Origin of the sequence: Pelagimonas sp. KU-00592-HH (assembly GCF_040369695.1) — a bacterium.
Taxonomy (GTDB): domain Bacteria; phylum Pseudomonadota; class Alphaproteobacteria; order Rhodobacterales; family Rhodobacteraceae; genus Shimia.
In genome coordinates, this window is record NZ_BAABWM010000002.1 from 558,454 (window position 1) to 576,389 (window position 17,936).

General features: G+C 62.6%; 20 protein-coding genes and 1 riboswitch. Of the genes, 11 read left to right on the forward strand and 9 right to left on the reverse strand.

Annotated elements, in window-relative coordinates; all coding sequences use genetic code 11:
• Nucleotides 1-47 precede the first annotated feature (47 nt).
• The 5 genes from ABWV42_RS09795 to argH all read right to left on the reverse strand — a co-directional run bounded on the left by ABWV42_RS09795 (nt 48) and on the right by argH (nt 5,812).
• Nucleotides 48-2,606 carry a TIGR02302 family protein gene (locus tag ABWV42_RS09795; RefSeq protein WP_353339952.1) on the reverse strand — a complete coding sequence of 853 codons (2,559 nt, stop codon included), beginning with the start codon at nt 2,604-2,606 and terminating at the stop codon, nt 48-50.
• Between the two features lie 33 nt (nt 2,607-2,639).
• A complete protein-coding gene (gene lysA, locus ABWV42_RS09800) occupies nt 2,640-3,905 on the reverse strand; it encodes a diaminopimelate decarboxylase (protein WP_353339953.1) in 1,266 nt (421 codons plus the stop codon).
• A gap of 112 nt (nt 3,906-4,017) precedes the next feature.
• On the reverse strand, nt 4,018-4,191 hold the full coding sequence (locus ABWV42_RS09805) for a hypothetical protein (protein ID WP_353339954.1): 174 nt from the start codon (nt 4,189-4,191) through the stop codon (nt 4,018-4,020).
• Between the two features lie 33 nt (nt 4,192-4,224).
• Nucleotides 4,225-4,380: a hypothetical protein gene (locus ABWV42_RS09810; protein WP_353339955.1), complete on the reverse strand. Its 156-nt coding sequence runs from the start codon at nt 4,378-4,380 to the stop codon at nt 4,225-4,227.
• Between the two features lie 43 nt (nt 4,381-4,423).
• On the reverse strand, nt 4,424-5,812 hold the full coding sequence (gene argH / locus ABWV42_RS09815) for an argininosuccinate lyase (protein WP_353339956.1): 1,389 nt from the start codon (nt 5,810-5,812) through the stop codon (nt 4,424-4,426).
• A 49-nt stretch (nt 5,813-5,861) separates the two neighbouring features.
• Between argH and ABWV42_RS09820 the strand changes: the two genes are divergently transcribed.
• Nucleotides 5,862-6,434, forward strand: a complete 573-nt coding sequence (locus tag ABWV42_RS09820; RefSeq protein ID WP_502930960.1) for a TlpA family protein disulfide reductase — start codon at nt 5,862-5,864, stop codon at nt 6,432-6,434.
• A 45-nt stretch (nt 6,435-6,479) separates the two neighbouring features.
• Here ABWV42_RS09820 and ABWV42_RS09825 read toward each other — a convergent pair whose 3' ends face one another.
• Both ABWV42_RS09825 and ABWV42_RS09830 read right to left on the reverse strand, forming a co-directional pair.
• Complete coding sequence (locus ABWV42_RS09825) at nt 6,480-6,716, reverse strand: hypothetical protein (protein ID WP_353339957.1); 237 nt, start codon at nt 6,714-6,716, stop codon at nt 6,480-6,482.
• Between the two features lie 90 nt (nt 6,717-6,806).
• A complete protein-coding gene (locus ABWV42_RS09830) occupies nt 6,807-7,184 on the reverse strand; it encodes a VOC family protein (RefSeq protein WP_255103545.1) in 378 nt (125 codons plus the stop codon).
• Between the two features lie 39 nt (nt 7,185-7,223).
• On the opposite strand from ABWV42_RS09830, the gene ABWV42_RS09835 reads away from it, so the two are divergent.
• The gene (locus ABWV42_RS09835) at nt 7,224-7,769 is read left to right on the forward strand and encodes a winged helix-turn-helix transcriptional regulator (protein ID WP_353339958.1); all 546 of its coding nucleotides are present in this window, start codon (nt 7,224-7,226) and stop codon (nt 7,767-7,769) included.
• On the opposite strand, the gene ABWV42_RS09840 is transcribed toward ABWV42_RS09835, so the two are convergent.
• The gene (locus ABWV42_RS09840) at nt 7,766-9,091 is read right to left on the reverse strand and encodes a serine hydrolase domain-containing protein (RefSeq protein ID WP_353339959.1); all 1,326 of its coding nucleotides are present in this window, start codon (nt 9,089-9,091) and stop codon (nt 7,766-7,768) included. The two genes, ABWV42_RS09835 and ABWV42_RS09840, sit on opposite strands and share 4 nt — an antisense overlap.
• 144 nt (nt 9,092-9,235) lie before the next feature.
• A riboswitch (cobalamin riboswitch) is annotated at nt 9,236-9,437 on the forward strand.
• A 102-nt stretch (nt 9,438-9,539) separates the two neighbouring features.
• Between ABWV42_RS09840 and ABWV42_RS09845 the strand changes: the two genes are divergently transcribed.
• The 6 genes from ABWV42_RS09845 to ABWV42_RS09870 all read left to right on the forward strand — a co-directional run bounded on the left by ABWV42_RS09845 (nt 9,540) and on the right by ABWV42_RS09870 (nt 14,049).
• A complete protein-coding gene (locus tag ABWV42_RS09845) occupies nt 9,540-9,896 on the forward strand; it encodes a DUF1636 family protein (RefSeq protein WP_353339960.1) in 357 nt (118 codons plus the stop codon).
• Entirely contained in the window at nt 9,893-10,678 is a 786-nt protein-coding gene (locus tag ABWV42_RS09850) for an ABC transporter ATP-binding protein (RefSeq protein WP_353339961.1), read from the forward strand. Before ABWV42_RS09845 ends, ABWV42_RS09850 begins: the two co-directional genes overlap by 4 nt.
• A 12-nt stretch (nt 10,679-10,690) precedes the next feature.
• The gene (locus ABWV42_RS09855; RefSeq protein WP_353339962.1) at nt 10,691-11,641 is read left to right on the forward strand and encodes an ABC transporter substrate-binding protein; all 951 of its coding nucleotides are present in this window, start codon (nt 10,691-10,693) and stop codon (nt 11,639-11,641) included.
• A 1-nt stretch (nt 11,642) separates the two neighbouring features.
• The gene (locus ABWV42_RS09860) at nt 11,643-12,656 is read left to right on the forward strand and encodes a FecCD family ABC transporter permease (protein WP_353339963.1); all 1,014 of its coding nucleotides are present in this window, start codon (nt 11,643-11,645) and stop codon (nt 12,654-12,656) included.
• Between the two features lie 77 nt (nt 12,657-12,733).
• Nucleotides 12,734-13,123, forward strand: a complete 390-nt coding sequence (locus ABWV42_RS09865; protein WP_353339964.1) for a hypothetical protein — start codon at nt 12,734-12,736, stop codon at nt 13,121-13,123.
• Complete coding sequence (locus ABWV42_RS09870; protein WP_353339965.1) at nt 13,120-14,049, forward strand: sterol desaturase family protein; 930 nt, start codon at nt 13,120-13,122, stop codon at nt 14,047-14,049. Before ABWV42_RS09865 ends, ABWV42_RS09870 begins: the two co-directional genes overlap by 4 nt.
• A 108-nt stretch (nt 14,050-14,157) precedes the next feature.
• Here ABWV42_RS09870 and ABWV42_RS09875 read toward each other — a convergent pair whose 3' ends face one another.
• Nucleotides 14,158-14,757: a DNA-3-methyladenine glycosylase I gene (locus ABWV42_RS09875; protein WP_353339966.1), complete on the reverse strand. Its 600-nt coding sequence runs from the start codon at nt 14,755-14,757 to the stop codon at nt 14,158-14,160.
• Between the two features lie 96 nt (nt 14,758-14,853).
• Here ABWV42_RS09875 and ABWV42_RS09880 point away from each other — a divergent pair, with 96 nt between their 5' ends.
• The 3 genes from ABWV42_RS09880 (at nt 14,854) to phbB (ending at nt 17,936) form a co-directional block, all read left to right on the forward strand.
• Complete coding sequence (locus ABWV42_RS09880) at nt 14,854-15,672, forward strand: EAL domain-containing protein (RefSeq protein WP_353339967.1); 819 nt, start codon at nt 14,854-14,856, stop codon at nt 15,670-15,672.
• Nucleotides 15,673-15,836: 164 nt separating this feature from the next.
• The gene (locus tag ABWV42_RS09885; protein ID WP_255103562.1) at nt 15,837-17,012 is read left to right on the forward strand and encodes an acetyl-CoA C-acetyltransferase; all 1,176 of its coding nucleotides are present in this window, start codon (nt 15,837-15,839) and stop codon (nt 17,010-17,012) included.
• Nucleotides 17,013-17,210: 198 nt separating this feature from the next.
• A complete protein-coding gene (phbB, locus tag ABWV42_RS09890) occupies nt 17,211-17,936 on the forward strand; it encodes an acetoacetyl-CoA reductase (RefSeq protein ID WP_255103563.1) in 726 nt (241 codons plus the stop codon).

Genomic DNA, 17,936 nt, shown 5'->3' on the forward strand with positions numbered 1-17,936 from the left:
GGCATCATGGCCGGGCGGTTTCTTTGGCCACTAACGCCTGAAATCCCCTAGAACCGATCCAGCAGCCGACGCAGATACCCGCGTTCTTCCTCGCTGCGTTCGGCCTCTCCGGCGCGACGGCGGATTTCATCCAAAAGCTTACGCGCCTGCCGATAGACATCCTCATCCTGCAACAACGCATCGCCGTTGACCTGACCATTGCGCCCGTTGCGGCTGCGCCCCAGCGGATCCTGCAAGCCGCTCTGCGCCTCCTGCCGTCCTTCCTGACCCTGCCCCTGGTTCTGGTTGGCCATCTGTTCACCCAGATTGCGCATACCTTCGCGCAACGCTTCCATCGCCTGCGCCTGCTGGTCGATGGCCTCGCCCAGATCATTGCCCCGCAAGGCATCTTCCGCGTTGTCCATCGCCTCACCCGCACGTCCCAGCGCCTCGGCGGTGGCATCGCCCTCGGGCGTCCCCTGCCCCGGCATCCCGTTGCGAAGCGCATCAAGCTGATCTCTCAAAGCCCGCTGCCGATCGGCCAACGCGCCGGGCGTACCGCTTTCGCCTTCCTGACCCTCGCCCGAGCCTTCACCGGTGCCGTCATGCGCCTGTCCGCGCCCTTCGCCCCCGCTATAGCCTTCGTTGCCCTGGCTCTGGCCCGTATTGGCACCGGGGTTGAACTGTTCCTGCAACTCGCGGAACGCCTGATCCGACAGCCCCTGCTGTTCGCGCAGGGTCTCGGCAAGACCTTCCATCGCCTGCTCGCCCTCGCCCTGCTGCCCCTGTCCCTGCCCCTGCGTGACCTGCATGTTCTCCATCATCTGCTGGAACTCCTCGAGCGCCTGCATGGCCTCGGCCATCCGCCCCTGTTCCATCAGCTCCTGAATGCGGTCCATCATCCGCTGCAGATCATCCTGATCAAGCGTCGTGGAATTCTCGGCAAACTCCCGTTCCGACGGATCAAGGTCTTCCATCTCGCGGTTCTGCTGCTGCGCCAACTGCCTAAGGTAATCCTGCGTCGCCTCGCGCAGCTCCTGCATCAGACGGGCGATTTCCTCCTCGCTGGCCCCGTTCTTCATCGCCTCGGCCAACCGGTCCCGCGCCCGCTGCATCCGGTCCAGCGCGTCATCCAGATCGCCATCCTCCAGAAGGATCGCCAATTCCCACATGGCTTCCGACAGTTCCGCAACCTGCGCATCCGCCAATCCATAGGGCAAGGCATTCTCCAGACGCCGCAGGATTGTCCGCAACCGCAGATAACTGGTCTCGTCCTGGAAAATACCCTCTTCCGGCCGATGCGAAATCGCGCGCAAAAGCTGGGCAATGCGCGGGCCATTGTCACGCGACCACAACAGGTCGCGCCGCAACTCGATCACCGCCGCCGCCATCGGATCAAAGAACCGCCGCGCCGGCAGATCGGTCCGCAGATCCTCCGAGGCCCCCACCTGCCCCGCCGCATCCTCAACACTTAGGGCAATCCGAACCGGCAAATGCGCCCAGGGGTGCTTCGAGAAATCCTCGATCAGCACCTCCTTGAAACTGTCCCGCCCACCGGCAACCGGCAGCGGCAGCTCCACCTCGATCGGCACCATGCTCTCTGGCGCAAACGCCAACCCATAGCGCCGCACGACCGCCTCGAGATCAAGCGATATCCGCGCCGACCCCGCCACGATCTCGTAATCATCCACCGCCTCGAACGGCAGGCTCATCTCGCCCCGCGCCGACACATCCGCCGCGCCGGCAACCGCCACCTGCGGCGCTCCATCCGCGTGCATGACAACATCCCAGCCGCGCCCGCCTTCGCCCTCAACCGCCAGCTGCCCAGACCGCGCCACGGTGAAATCCTGCTCGGGGTCGGCGGCACTCGGCACATCCTCGACCCGCGCCGACACGCTTTCCGCCAGCGTCAGCGCCCCGACCTCGCCATAAAACCGCAGGATCACGCGGCTGCCCTCCGGCACCTCCAAATCCCCTTCCGGCTGATCGGCAAGATAAAGCGAAGGCCGCCCGGTATAGGCAGGCGGCTCGATCCAACCCTCCCACGACGGCCCGGTCAGAACCGCCGCACCGCCCTGCGCCATCTCGCCCACCGTGCGCACCTGCGCAAACGAGCCGAACAGGAAGGCCACCGACAAGGCCAGAACCGCCACATACCGCAGACCAAAAGGATCAAGCCGCGACACCTTCAGATCCGGCTCCGCCGCCTCGACCCCGTCCAGCGTCTTCAGCATCCGCGCCTGATGCGCGCGCCACACCGCCTGCGATGCCGGGTCATCCGCCCCGACGGCGGGTGTGTCATTCAGCGCCTGCAAAGGCCGCGCCGGCAGCGTCGCATCCAGCCGCGCCATCGCCTCGTCCCGGCTCGGCACGGCAAACCCACGCGCACCGCGCCACAGGAACCACAGCCCGGCCGCCACCACCACGAGACCCGCGGTCCACAAGAATTCCAGGGAAAGCTGCTCGTGCAGCCCCATCATCAACGCGGCCAGCACAACGAAACACAAGGACCACAGCGGCCAGAACCCGCGCGTCACCCGTTCGGCCAGCATACCGACACGGGTCACGGCCAGAACCCGGCCCAGCCGTTTCATCACTTTGTCAGGCGTCTTGTTCGCGTTGGTCATACGATTCCTCGAATGACCCAGGACATAAGTGTCCTAGAGCCATTCAGGAATGGTATCGCGATTTATCATTTCGTCAAAGGTCGGGCGTCGGCGGATAACCGCAAATTGATCCCCCTTGACCAGAACCTCCGGAATGAGCGGCCGCGAGTTGTACTCGCTCGCCATCACCGCCCCATAGGCCCCCGCACTGCGGAAGGCGATCAGGTCACCGGCAGCCACCGGTTCCATCACCCGCTCCTTGGCAAAGGTATCGCCGGTTTCACAGACCGGACCCACGATGTCATAGGTGTGCTTGTCCACACCCGCCTCGGCCTCGATCACTGGCACGATATCATGATGCGCCTCGTACATCGCCGGGCGGATCAGGTCGTTCATCGCGCCATCCACGATCATGAACTCGCGATCCTCGCCCTCTTTCACATAGATCACCTTAGACACCATGATCCCGGCATTACCCGCAATCAGGCGACCCGGCTCGATTTCGATCTCGCAACCAAGATGGCCCAGCGTCTCCTGGATCAGCGCCCCGTATTCCACCGGCAGCGGCGGGGCATCGTTGGAACGGGTATAGGGAATGCCCAGACCGCCCCCCAGATCGAGCCGGATAATCTCGTGCCCGTCCGCCCGCAACTCTTCGGTCAGCGCCGCAACCTTCTCATAAGCCAGCTTGAAAGGCTCCAGCTGGGTCAGCTGGCTGCCGATATGCACGTCGATCCCGACCACCTTGAGACCGGACAGGCTGGCGGCATGGGCATAAACCTCGCGCGCGCGGCTGATCGGGATGCCGAACTTGTTCTCGCTCTTGCCGGTCGCGATCTTGGCATGGGTCTTGGCATCCACATCCGGGTTCACCCGCACGGTGATCGGTGCCACCACGCCCAGCTCAAGCGCCACGGCGTTGATCACTTCCATCTCCGGCTCGGATTCCACGTTGAACTGGCGAATGCCCCCGCTCAGCGCCGCACGAATTTCTTCTGCTGTCTTGCCAACACCGGAAAACACGATCCGCTCCCCCGGCACACCTGCGGCAATCGCGCGGGCATATTCGCCGCCCGACACCACATCCATACCCGCGCCCAATTCGGCAAGGGTCTTCAGGATCGCCTGGTTGCTCGCCGCCTTCATCGCGTAACAGACAAGGTGGTCCATCCCCTCCAGCGCCTCGTCAAACAGGCGGAAATGGCGCTCCAGCGTCGCCGTGGAATAACAATAGAACGGCGTGCCCACCGCGGCGGCAATCTCGGCCACCGGCACGTCTTCGGCAAACAGCGCCCCGTCACGATAGAGAAAATGATCCATCAGCCCGTCCTTCCACGCGAAATCCTTCGCCCCTCATAGCCAGCAGGCCGAGGGCAATCAATCAATCAGTCTTCAATGTACTGAAAATACTCCCGCCGGAGGCGGACCCTGCTCAGAACCAGTTGCCAACCGAGACGGTCACCGGACCGGAATTGACGCTCACGCCACCATGCACCCCGTTGGTGCCGATTCCGATTGTCGTGTTCATGGTCGGCGGCACAGGTTCACCGTCCACACCACAGGCCGCAACCAGCACCATCACACCCAAGGCCACAAGAACGCGCATCACATGATTCCCTTTCATCGAGCTACCCAGAGTCTACAGCGCCCCGCGCCCGGCCGCAAAGCCATGCGCGGCCTGACGCCCAAAGTTCAGAATGTCACCCCGACCCGCGCCTGTCCGCTCACGGTAACACCGGTCTCCGGTTTCGGCGCGGGTGGTGTCGCCGAAGGGGCAAGCGGCGGGGCGCTGCACGCGGCAACGCCCAAGACCAGCGCTAGAAGCAGCGCCGCGCGCATCACAGAGCTTCCTTCCAGCGGGCCACCTGCTCCAGAACCCGCACCGGCGACGTGCCGCCATAAGAGGTGCGCGAAGCCACCGAATTGTGCACGCCCAGAACGCCAAAGACATCCTCGGTGATCGCCTCGTGAACCGAGGTCATATCCTCCAGAGAAAGATCAGGCAGGTCACAGCCGCGCGATTCGGCCATCGCCACAAGGGTTCCGGTCACGTGGTGCGCATCGCGGAACGGCATGTTCAGAGCCCGCACCAGCCAGTCCGCCAGATCGGTCGCGGTCGAGAACCCGCTGCCCGCCGCCGCCTCGAGCGACTCGCGGTTGGCGGACATGTCCTTGACCATGCCTTCCATCGCCGCCAGCGCCAGCATCAGGTTGTCGGCGGCATCAAAGACCTGTTCCTTGTCTTCCTGCATGTCCTTGGAATAGGCCAGCGGCAGCCCCTTCATCACCATCAACAGCGCGGTATTGGCGCCGAAAATCCGACCGATCTTGGCCCGGATCAACTCGGCCGCATCGGGATTCTTCTTCTGCGGCATGATCGACGATCCGGTCGAGAACCGGTCCGACAGGGTCACGAAACGGAACTGGGCCGAGGACCAGATCACCAGTTCTTCGGCAAACCGGCTCAGGTGCATCGCACAGATCGACGCCGCCGCCAGGAACTCCAGCGCAAAGTCACGGTCCGATACCGCATCCAGCGAGTTCGCCGCCGGACGGTCAAAGCCCAGCGCCTCGGCAGTCATGTGACGGTCGATCGGGAAAGACGTCCCCGCCAGCGCCGCCGCACCCAGGGGCGATTCGTTCATCCGCTTGCGGGCGTCTTCAAAGCGGCTCTTGTCACGGCCGAACATCTCGACATAGGCCATCATGTGATGTCCCCAGGTCACCGGTTGCGCGGTCTGCAGGTGGGTAAAGCCCGGCATGACCCAGTCCGCACCGGCTTCGGCCTGCGCCAGAAGTGCCCGGATCAGCGCCTCGACACCGGAAATCGCCGCGTCGATCTGGTCGCGCACCCACAGTTTGAAGTCGGTCGCCACCTGGTCGTTGCGCGACCGTCCGGTGTGCAGACGTCCCGCCGGCTCGCCGATGATCTCTTTCAGACGCGCTTCCACGTTCATGTGGATGTCTTCCAGCGCGGTCGAGAATTCGAACTTGCCGGTCTCGATCTCTGACAAGACCGTGAGAAGCCCTTCCCTCATCGCCTCGGCGTCGCTATCTGTCACGATGCCTGTCGCGGCCAACATCGCCGCATGGGCCCGCGAGCCTGCAATGTCCTGCGCCGCCATCCGCTGGTCGAACCCGATCGAGGCGTTGATCGCCTCCATGATTGCGTCCGGTCCGGCGGCGAAACGGCCGCCCCACATCTGGTTCGAGGTATCTTTGGTCATGGTCTGCCCTTCGGAGGGAAATGGAATGTCGAAGTCCGCGCTGGTTTACATGGGCAAGGCCCTCTGTGCAATTGCGGCGATTGCCTTAGTTTTCATCGTGAATACCGCTCCCGGCGCATCTGCCGCCGACATGAGCGAAATCACCGAGATGCGCGAGGGCGACATGCGCAAGCTGATCGTCCACAAGGAACCACGTCCGGTCTCGTCCAAGGCCTTCGAAGATGCCAATGGCAATGCCATGACCCTTGCCGATTATCAGGGCAAAATCGTGCTCTTGAACTTCTGGGCCACATGGTGCGCCCCCTGCCGCCACGAAATGCCGATGCTGTCGGAACTGCAAAGCGAACTGGGCGGCGATGACTTCGAGGTCGTGACCCTCTCCACCGGCCGCGGCCCCCTGCCCGCCATCAAGAAATTCTTCGACAGCATCAACGTCGACAACCTACCCATGCACCGCGACCCCAAGGCCAACCTGGCCCGTGAAATGGCTGTCCACGGCCTGCCAGTGACGGTCCTGCTCAACCGCGACGGTCAGGAAATAGGCCGCCTCATCGGTGATGCCGAATGGAACAGCGACAACGCCAAGGCCATCCTCGCCCGCGTGATCGAAACCTCCAAGTAATCTACCCCCCCCTGCGCCGCCTCTATTGGGGGCGCAGCAACCGCCTCAGTTCGTCGCCTGCGGCAACCGGTTCACAGGCCCCCTGCGATCCTCCCGTGCCAGCTCGGCCTGCTCCCCAGCCTCAACCGACACGTCCATCCGCCTTTCCAGCACCTTCAAAGCGCTCCAGCCAACGGCGAACAGGCCCAGCAGAAAACCGGCCAACAAAACCCCGAACAATACCCGCATCACACCAAACTCATCCGTAGAACCGTGGCACTCGACCACAACCTTAGGTTTCACAAGAATTTGGCAAAACTTTGAAATCACATGAAATGATTTCGAAAATCACGGGCCATCTTCACCCGACCGCCCCCGAAAGTCACGATGGCGTCACGACTGGTCGGTCAGGTCCTGCGCCAGCATCAGCGCGTTGCCGTCCGGGTCATAGAAGGTGGCTGTCTTGACCATGCCTTCAATCACCTCGGTCGGCCCGTCAAACCCCACACCCGCACCTTCCAGCGTGCTGCGCGCCGCGTCGATGTCGGCGATTCCGAAAACCGGCACACAGTTGCCCGGGGCAGGTTCAATCTGTTCACCAAAGCCGATGGTCACCCCCGCCGTGCGGGTGGCAATCTCCGACCAGCCCGCCTCATCCGCGTGATACAGCGTCTCGAACCCCAGCATGTCGGCATACCACTTGGCGCTGGCATGGCGGTCCTTCACCGACATGGCGATGGTAATCGTGTCTTGCAAAGAAATCAGCGACATCGTCTTTTCCTCTGTCTGAAAATGTATTAACTATATTTTATGGACATTGCAGCCCTTGTCAACATCACCTCCCGCGCCTGGACCCTGCCCATCCTTGCCAAACTCCACGAGGGGACACAGGCCAGACAGGCGCCTCTGCTTGCGGCCACGGGGGCAGGCCGCACCGCCTTTGCCCAAAGCCTGCAACACCTGATCGACATCGACCTCATCGAGCGCAACCCCGGCCACGGCCACCCGCTGCGCCCCGAGTTCCGCCTGACAGCTCAAGGAATTGAGGCCGCCGCCCTGGCCCACGCGGTGCATCAGGCGACCACCCCTGCCGGTCTCCCCCTCCTGCGCCGCACATGGGTTCTTCCGATCCTCAGCACCCTGCAAGCCCCCCGCCACTTCAACGACATCGGCAGGCACCTCGGCCGCATCACCGACCGCGCCCTGTCGCAATCGCTCAGGATCATGGAAGATCACGAATGGGTCCTGCGCGACGTCAGCACCGCGTCGCGCCCACCGAGACCGCTCTACAGCCCGATCAACACCGGCCTCGCCCTCAGCCGCATCGCGGCCCCCCGCATCACCCTGTCGCCCTAGCGGGCCATCAGGTATTCGGCCACCGCCTGATAGGCCGGCAGCGATGTCGGATCGATGAACCCGTTCTGCGCCTTGGGGTAAGAAGCCAACCGCACCAGTACCATCTCGGCCGTGGGATCGACATAGATCGTCTGGCCATGCACCCCCCGCGCCGCAAAGGCCCCATGCGGGTTGTGGAACACCCACCACTGGCTTGTGTAACTGCCGCCCTCAAGGGTCGGAAAGCCCGCGAACTTGCCCGGATCACCCCCGGCAGCAATCCTGCGCACCACCTCGGCAGGGAACAGCCGCGTGCCATTGATCTCGCCCTGGTTCAGCATCAGCATCCCCAACCGGCCCAGATCCCGCAGCCCCGCCGTCACACCGCCACCCGCAAAGGGCACCCCCTTGCCATCCACCGTCTGATAAGCGTCCTGCTCGGCCCCCATGCGCCGCCACAGACGCTCGGATGCAAGCTCGGTCACCGACTGCCCCGTGACGCGGCTGATGATCCAGCCAAGCATATCCGAATTGATCGTCTTGTAATTAAACGCATCCCCATGCGCCCCCTCGGGCTGCACCTGTTGCAGGTATTCCCAATACCCGTCCGGCCCCTCGTAGCCTTCGGGTTTCGGCAGCGGGCTGGCCGCGCGGGAATAAAGCCAGATATCGGCCTCCGGGTCCGAATAATCCTCCGAGTTTTTCACCCCCGTCGTCATATCCATCACCTCGCGCACCGTGGCGCTGGCAAAGGCGCTCCCTTCGATCTCGGGAATGACATCACGCACCAGCAGGGTCTCGTCCAGAACCCCCTCGGCCACGAGAATTTCCCCCAGAAGGCCCGTGATAGACTTGGTCATCGACATGATCGCGTGTTTGCCGTCTTCCTCCAGACAGCCGAAATACCGCTCGTAGACCACCTGCCCCTTGTGCAGGATCAGCATCCCGTCGGTGTAATTGGCATACAGCGACTCGTCCCAGGTCATCTCGGCATCACTGTTCATCGGCACAAAGTTCAGCGCGTCGATCTCGGCCCGCATCTCGGCAAAAGCTGCAGGCGACGGGTAATCAAGCGACACCGGCGCCCCGATCCCGCGGCTGATCTCTTCCGTGGGAAGGAACTCGCGCAGATGGCACACCGACCAGCGCAGCTTGGGAAAACTGAAATAGTTCGAATCAGGCTGCGTGATCATCTTGTCCGCAGGCGGTGGAAACCCCTGCATCCACCCCATCACCTGCGGATCCGATTGCCGCGCATCCAGCGTCTCGGCCCGCGCCATGCCAACAGTCAGCCCCACACCAAGGGCCGCACCAGCGAAAACCGTGTTCTTGAAAAGTGTCATTTGGAAATTTCTCCCGATGGCAGGGCCAAATCACGCCCTCTCTTCCCAAAATTTAGAGCATCCCCCCCTGTCGTCCACCGCGCGCGCCACAAACGAACGTGCAAGCCCTGCGACAATTCTCATTGACGCAATCCGCATTCTCAGGCACCAGTTTGCGACGATGGTTCCCCAAGGTACGCCAAGGGGATGAAAAGGGAATGCGGTGCGGCCAACCACGGCCAAATCCGCAACTGCCCCCGCAACTGTAAGCGGTGAGCAACGCCACGATCCACTGGCCGACAGGCTGGGAAGGGTGGCCGCGCCATGACCCGCAAGTCAGGAGACCTGCCATCATCTGTTCAACCAACCCGGGACGGGGTGTCCTGGAAGGAGGCTAAGATGACGCGTTCCTTGCGTTTTGACATGACTGGCACCTTCCCTCCCCGCATGGCGACAGGCGGAGCGGGACATGAGCGATCATCCTGACCACTTTCTTCTGATCTGCGACACCTGCAAAAGCCAGGCCCACGCACAAGCACTGTCCGACCGTCTGTCCGGCACCCTGCCCGACGGGTTTGCCATTCGGCTGGTCTCCTTCATGGCAGGCTGTGACCACGGCCAGACCGTCGGGTTTCAAGCCCCCGACAAGGCGCAATACCTGTTCGGCGAGATTGAAACCCGCGAAGATTTCGACGCTTTGGCAGCGTTCGCGCGCCAATACCGCGACACGCCGGACGGCTGGACCAATGCCACCAACCGGCCACGCGCCCTGTTCAGGAAAACCCTGTCACGCATGCCCGCCCTTCCGTCGGGGGGCACCTCATGACAGACACGGCCTTTCTCTCTGTCCAGAACGTCAGCTTCCGCACCCCGAACGGCAACACCCTGCTGCACGACGTCTCTTTTGACGTCGACGAAGGGGCGATCCTTGCCATCGCCGGCCCCAACGGTGCCGGCAAAACCACGCTGCTCAAACTCCTCTGCGGTCTCGAGCCCGCCTCCGACGGCGACATCTGGATCAAGGGGCAGAACCTGAAACAGCTATCGGCAATGGAACGCGCCCGCACCATCGCCGTGGTCAGCCAGCAAGAAGCCCCCGACGGCCGCCTCGCCTTGCGCGACTACGTGGCACTGGGCCAGATCCCGATCCGCGCGGATGCCTCGCAGGACGACAACGCCCAGGATCTTGACCGCATTCTCGACCTGACCCGCCTCAGGGGCCTCGCCTCGCAGAAAATGGGGCGGCTGTCGGGCGGCGAACGGCAACGCGCACATATCGCCCGCGCGCTGGCCCAGAACCCGTCGCTGCTGTTTCTGGATGAACCCACCAACCACCTCGACCCCGATGCCAAGGGCCGGATGCTGTCCCTCGTGGCCGATCTCGGCATCACCGTGGTGATGATCCTGCACGACCTCGTGCTGATCCCCGAGTTCGCCACCCATGTCGCGTTGATGAAGTCGACCCGCCTCGCCGCCTTCGGCCCCACAGGGGACGTGCTGACACCGGAAAACGTCCTCGCAACCTTCGGCGTCGATTACCTGCAACTCCCGCATCAAGGCCGCACCATTCCGGCCCTCGACATCCGCAAAACGAACACCAAAACCTAAAAGGAAATCCCCATGATCCACAAACTCTGGCCCGCCGCAATGATCGCCGCACTGGCCACCAGCGCGACCGCCGGCAGTGTCACCGTCGACAACTGCGGCGAACCGCTGACTTTCGAGACGGCACCGGAACGCCTTGTCGTGCATGACATGAACATGACCGACATGGCCTTCGCGCTTGATCTTCAGGACAAGATCGTCGGCCTCACCGGCATCACCGGCTGGTACAAGACCAGCCCGGAATTCGACACCCTGCGCGGTGACATTCCGGAACTCGCGCCGAAGTATCCCACCGTCGAAAACCTCCTGGCCGCCCAACCCGACCTGTTCTTCGCGGGCTGGTACTACGGCATGAAACCCGGCGGCGACGTCACCCCCGACACCCTCGCCCCCTTCGGCATCAAGACCATGATCCTGACCGAAAGCTGCGTCCACCTCGACAAGAACCGCCCCCAGGCCAGCATGGACCTCCTGTTCAACGACGTCCTGCGCCTCGGCAAGGTGATGCAGGTCGAAGACAAGGCCGCCGCGCTGGTCACCGGCTGGCAAGACGAGTTGGCCGCGATCGAAGCGAAAACCGCCGACCTCGCCAAACCGCGCGTCTTCCTGCTGGATGGTCCGGCCGATGCCCCCTTCACCGCCGGCAAATTCGCCATCCCCGACGCGATGATCGCCGCCGCCGGTGGCGAGAACATCACCCACGGCATGGACACCAGCTGGGGCCGCACTTCGTGGGAAACCGTTGCCGCCGCCAATCCGGAATTCCTCGTTCTGCTCGACTACCAGACAGGCAACGGCGCCGAAGACACCTTCAAGTTCCTTCAGGAACATCCGGTGATGTCGCAAACCGACGCCGTCAAGAACGCCCGCTGGATCGGTCTGCGCTACGAAGAACTGACCCCGGGGCCGGCAAACATCGCCGCGATCTCGAAAATGGCCAAGGCCTTGCACCCGGGCCTGAACTGATATGGGCCGCTTCGGCCTCATAACCTTCGCGGGGGCGGTCATCCTGATCGCCCTCGTCCTGCTGTCGGCCGCCTATGGCACGACATCCATCCCCCTGTCCGAGACCATCGCCGCAATCGCGCTTGGCACCGGCCTCACCGAAGCCGACATGTCGCCCCTGCACCGCATCGTCTTTGACCTGCGCCTGCCGCGCGCCCTGTTTGCCGCCGTCATCGGCGCGGGCCTCGGGATCGTCGGCGTTGTCCTGCAAACCACGACCCGCAATGACCTCGCCGATCCATTCCTCTTCGGCCTCTCCTCCGGTGCCGCCGCCGGAGCCGTCTTTGTCATCACCGTGACCGGCGATATCCTTGGCCTCTGGACCCTGCCGCTTGCCGCCTTCTGCGGTGGCCTGATCGCCTCCGGCATCGTTCTCGCCCTTGTCCACAGCCTGCGCATGAGCGCCCCCGAAAAGCTCATCCTCGCAGGGCTTGCGGTCTCCTTCCTGTTCTCGGCTATCACCAACTACCTGATCTTCGCCGGCGACAGCCGCGCCGCACATTCGGTGATCTTCTGGATGCTGGGCGGCCTCGGCCTTGCCCGCTGGGAATCCTTCCCCCTCGTCTGCACCGGCCTTGCGCTCATCCTCGCCTATGCCCTCTACCGCAACCGCTGGCTCGATGCGCTGCTGACCGGAGACCTGACCGCGGCAACCCTTGGCGTCCCGGTTCAGGGCCTGCGCTTTCGCATGTTCTTTGTCGCGGCCCTCGCCACCGCCGTCTTTGTCTCGGTCGCCGGGGTCATCGGGTTTGTCGGCCTGATGGTACCCCACATCGCGCGCGGCATCGTCGGCCCGCTGCACCGCCACCTCGTGCCGGCCGCCGCCCTGATCGGTGCCATGCTGCTCACCGCCTCCGATATCCTGAGCCGCCTCCTGCTTGCACCACAGGAACTGCCCGTCGGCATCGTCACAACCTCGCTTGGCTCGGCCTTCGTCTTCCTGATCCTGTTCCGGGCCAGCAAGGCAGACAGATAAACGCCGCTGCGTTGACGCCACGCCACCTTTGACAGCCCCCTATGCCTGCCACTTACTTGGGCAAGGGAGAGAGACACATGCCATTGGAGATATTGGGACCACTGGTTGTTCTGGGCATCGCGGGAATCGCGTTGCTCCTGCACCGGCTTGGCCTCACCGCCCCGCGCCACTTCCGCTCCGAAGACGACGTCCGCAGGGCCTGGGCGCGGGAATTTCCCAACACCCCGCCGCAAGACATCCTCATGTCGAGCGACGCCAAGGCGGCGCTGATTCTTCTCGGCAACCGCGCGGGCCTCACCTGGTGCTTTGGTGACGATACCGTCTCGCGCCTGCTGCGGGATCACGAGACCACCATCACCCCCTCCGGCCTGCGCATAGAGCTTCCCGATTTCGGCGCGCCACAGGTAGAGATCACCCTGACCACGGCAGACCTCGCAAAATGGCAGGAGGCCATGAACAGCCTATGACAGATACCCTCACATACCCCGATGTCGTCAGCCTCGCCGTACCCTTCTTCATCGCCGCCATCCTGTTCGAACTGATCTGGATTCGCAGCACCGGCAAGGGCGGCCGCTACGAGACCCGCGATGCCATCACCTCGCTCATCATGGGCGCGGGCAACGTGGCATCGGGTATCCTTCTGGGCTTCATCGCCTGGGGCTTCTTCATGGTCCTTTGGGAAATCACCCCCCTCGACCTCGGCACAAGCTGGTGGGTGGTGCTGATCTGCTTCGTCCTCGATGACCTGCGCTACTACTGGGTGCACCGCTTTGGCCACCGCGTCCGCTGGGTCTGGGCCAGCCACGTCAATCACCATTCGTCGCAGCACTACAACCTGACCACCGCGCTGCGCCAGACCTGGACCTATACCTTCACCTTCATGATGATAGTACGCGCGCCGCTGATCCTCGTCGGCTTCCATCCGGCCATGGTGCTGTTCTGCGGCGGTCTCAACCTGATCTACCAGTTCTGGATTCACACCGAAGCGATCACGAAGATGCCCCGCTGGTTCGAAGCCATCATGAACACCCCCTCGCATCACCGTGTGCACCACGGTCGCAATCCGCGCTACCTCGATTGCAACTACGCCGGCGTTTTCATTATCTGGGACAAGATCTTCGGCACCTTCGTGCCCGAACAGGACCACGACAAGGTCGACTACGGCCTCGTCCACAACCTCGGCACCTTCAACCCGCTGCGCGTCGCCTTCCATGAATGGGTCGCCATCTTCAAGGACATGTCCCGCAAGGGCCTCACCCTGCGCGAACGCCTGCTCTATGCCGTCGCCCCTCCGGGCTGGAGCCACGACGGCAAGCGCATCAACGCGGAAAAGATGAAAGCCAACCACCTCAAACGCCACCCCGAAGACGCGGGCACGCCGGGTTTTCGATAAGCCCGGCCGTGCGCGGCCTTAACGCCGCTCGGGTGGCAGGCTGCACCGTCGCAATACCGACGTAATACCGACGTGGCACCGACACGCCGTTTTTGCCTGTTTTCCGCCTTAACTTTTGAGTCGCGGAAAGGGGTTTTCCCGCGCAAAAGCCGCCACTTTTTCATGGCAGGGACAGCCCACAAGGTGGTCATTCACCATCCCCACCGCCTCCATGAAGGCATAGACAATCGTCGGCCCGCAAAACTTGAACCCGCGCTTCTTGAGATCCTTGGATATCGCCTGTGAAAGCGGTGTCTGCGTCGGCACATCCGCCTGCGTCACCCAGCGGTTCTGAAGGGGGGCAAAATCGACGTGTTTCCAGAGGTAGTGGTCAAAGCCCTCCTCGGCCTCGATCTCCTGCCAGACGCGGGCATTTGCGATGGTGGCCTCGATCTTGCCCCGATGCCGGATGATGCCGGGGTTCTCCAGCAGGCGCAGCACCTCACCCTCGCCCCATTCGGCAATCACATTGGGATCAAACCCCTGAAAAGCCTCGCGAAAGTTCTCGCGCTTCTTCAGGATGGTGATCCAGCTCAACCCCGCCTGAAACCCGTCGAGGATCAGCTTTTCCCATAGCGCACGGCTGTCATACTCCGGCACGCCCCAGTCCGTGTCGTGATAGTGGATGTAGATTTCTTCCGGCCCGGCCCAGCCACATCTCTCGCTCATCCCGCATCCCCGCTCAATTCGTCTCAAATCACGCCTTTAGGCGCTTGTTTACGGATTAGGCGGCATTCTCGCGCAAACCGCAACATGGGAAGGCACATGGGACAGCCGCGCAAAACCTCCGACATCCCTCCGGGACAGGAAGATCCCCTCTCTTTCGCCCTCGCCCGCCGTGACGCCCGCACGCTCGACATGGTGCGAGAGGCGATCCACCACAAACAGGTGCTTCTGGCCTATCAACCCGTCGTCCGCGCCACCGACATGCGCACCCCGGTTTTCCACGAGGCCCTCCTCCGCGTCCTCGACGAAACCGGCCGCATCATCCCCGCCCGTGAATTCATGGGTACGGTCGAAGACAATGAACTTGGTCGCCAGCTGGATTGCCTGTCGCTCGAGTTCGGTCTCGACACGCTGGCCGCCCATCCCGATCTCAAGCTGTCCATCAACATGTCCGCGCGGTCCATCGGCTATGGCCAATGGCTCAAGACACTGAATTCAAGAACGAAAACCCGCCCAGATGTTGCCGAGCGGCTGATCCTCGAAATCTCGGAACCCTCCGCCATGCAGGTGCCGGAACTGGTGATCGACTTCATGGATGACCTCAAGGCCAGGGGCATCTCCTTCGCGCTTGACGACTTCGCATCGGGCTTTACCAATTTCCGCTATTTTCGCGAGTTCTTTTTCGATATTCTCAAACTCGACGGCCAATTCACCCGCAACATCCACGCGGATACCGAGAATCAGGCCATTGCTGGTGCACTGGCCTCAATGGCCAGAAAGCTCGACATGTTCACCGTCGCCAGCCGGGTTGAACACCCCGAGGACGCACAGACGCTCGCGGCTCTCGGGTTCGACTGCCTCCAGGGATTTCTCTTTGGAGCACCGACTGTTTCGCCCTCCTGGAAATCAAAGAAATGATCAAAAAGCGTCAAAAGATGAAACATTCTTGCGCCTGAGACAGAGTGTCCGTTGCCGCAATGCGGCGAATCCGCTATGGAACGCGACAAAGGCACGGAAGACCGCTTGTTTTAATGGGCGCGACCCAACACCTTTGACCTTGTCATTTGGTAGAGGACAAACACATGACCAACGTAGTTATCGCCTCGGCAGCCCGTACCGCTGTCGGCAGCTTTGGCGGCTCGTTCGCCAACACTCCCGCACACGATCTGGGTGCCACCATGCTCAAGGCACTGGTGGAACGCGCCGGAGTCGACGCATCCGAGGTTTCCGAAACCATCCTTGGTCAGGTTCTGACCGGGGGTCAGGGTCAAAACCCGGCCCGTCAGGCCCACATCAACGCCGGCTTCGCCAAGGAAAGCGCCGCATGGGGCATCAACCAGGTATGTGGTTCGGGCCTGCGCGCCGTTGCCCTTGCCGCACAGCACATCCAACTGGGCGACGCCTCGATCGTAGCCGCCGGTGGTCAGGAAAACATGACCCTCTCGCCCCACGTTGCGCACCTGCGCGCGGGCACCAAGATGGGTGACGTGAAATACATCGACTCGATGATCCGCGACGGTCTGTGGGATGCCTTCAACGGCTACCACATGGGCCAAACCGCCGAAAACGTTGCTGAACAGTGGCAGATCAGCCGCGACGCACAGGACGAATTCGCCGTTGGCTCGCAAAACAAAGCCGAAGCCGCCCAGAAGGCCGGCAAGTTCGCCGACGAAATCGTTGCCCACACCGTCAAGACCCGCAAGGGCGACATCGTGGTCGACAGCGACGAATACATCCGCCACGGCGCCAACCTCGAAGCCATGGCCAAGATGCGCCCGGCCTTCACCAAGGACGGCACCGTTACCGCGGCGAACGCATCGGGCCTCAACGATGGTGCCGCTGGCGCCCTGCTGATGACTGCCGAAGAAGCCGAGAAGCGCGGCATCGAACCTCTGGCCCGCATCGCCTCTTACGCCACCGCCGGTCTCGACCCGTCGATCATGGGCGTTGGCCCGATCTACGCATCGCGCAAAGCTCTGGACAAAGCCGGCTGGGCCGTTGGCGATCTGGACCTCGTTGAAGCCAACGAAGCCTTCGCCGCACAGGCCTGCGCAGTGAACAAGGACATGGGCTGGGATCCGGCCATCGTGAACGTGAACGGCGGCGCCATCGCCATCGGTCACCCGATCGGCGCATCGGGTGCACGTATCCTCAACACCCTGCTGTTCGAAATGAAGCGTCGCGACGCCAAGAAAGGCCTCGCAACCCTCTGCATCGGCGGCGGCATGGGCGTGGCAATGTGCCTTGAGCGCCCCTAAGTTGCGCGCCCTGCAACGATGATTCTCATAAGGGCGCCTAAAAAGGCGCCCTTTTTCGTACCAGTGACATCCTTTTATTGCATCCAATCGCCAGAAATAGCTGCGTTGCGGCAAAAAGCGCACGCAACAATGTTGCACACACAGCAATTTCTGCGTAACAGAATTACTTGAAGACATACGCCAGACTGGAGGAAGACCATGGCAAGAGTAGCACTCGTAACCGGCGGTTCGCGCGGCATCGGTGAAGCGATTTCGAAAAAACTGCAAGCCGACGGTTACACTGTTGCCGCCACTTACGCGGGTAACGACGAGGCCGCGGCCAAGTTCACCGCAGAGACCGGTATCAAGACCTACAAGTGGAACGTCGGCGACTATGAAAGCTCGGCCGCAGGCATCGCCAAGGTCGAAGAAGAGCTGGGCGCGATCGACGTTGTCGTCGCCAACGCGGGCATCACCCGTGACGCAGCCTTCCACAAGATGACCCCGGAAATGTGGCAGCAGGTGATCGATACCAACCTGACCGGCGTGTTCAACACCGTTCACCCCGTATGGCCCGGCATGCGCGAGCGTGGCTTTGGCCGCATCATCGTGATCTCGTCGATCAACGGCCAGAAAGGCCAGGCCGGCCAGGTCAACTATGCCGCCACCAAAGCGGGTGACCTCGGCATCGTGAAATCGCTGGCCCAGGAAGGCGCGCGCAAAGGCATCACCGCCAACGCAGTCTGCCCCGGCTACATCGGCACCGAGATGGTTCGCGCCATTCCCGAGAAGGTTCTGAACGAGCACATCATCCCGCAGATCCCGGCAGGTCGCCTCGGCGAGCCGGAAGAAATCGCACGTTGCGTGGCGTTCCTCGCCTCTGACGATGCGGGCTTCATCAACGGCTCGACCATTTCGGCCAACGGTGCCCAGTTCTTCGTCTGA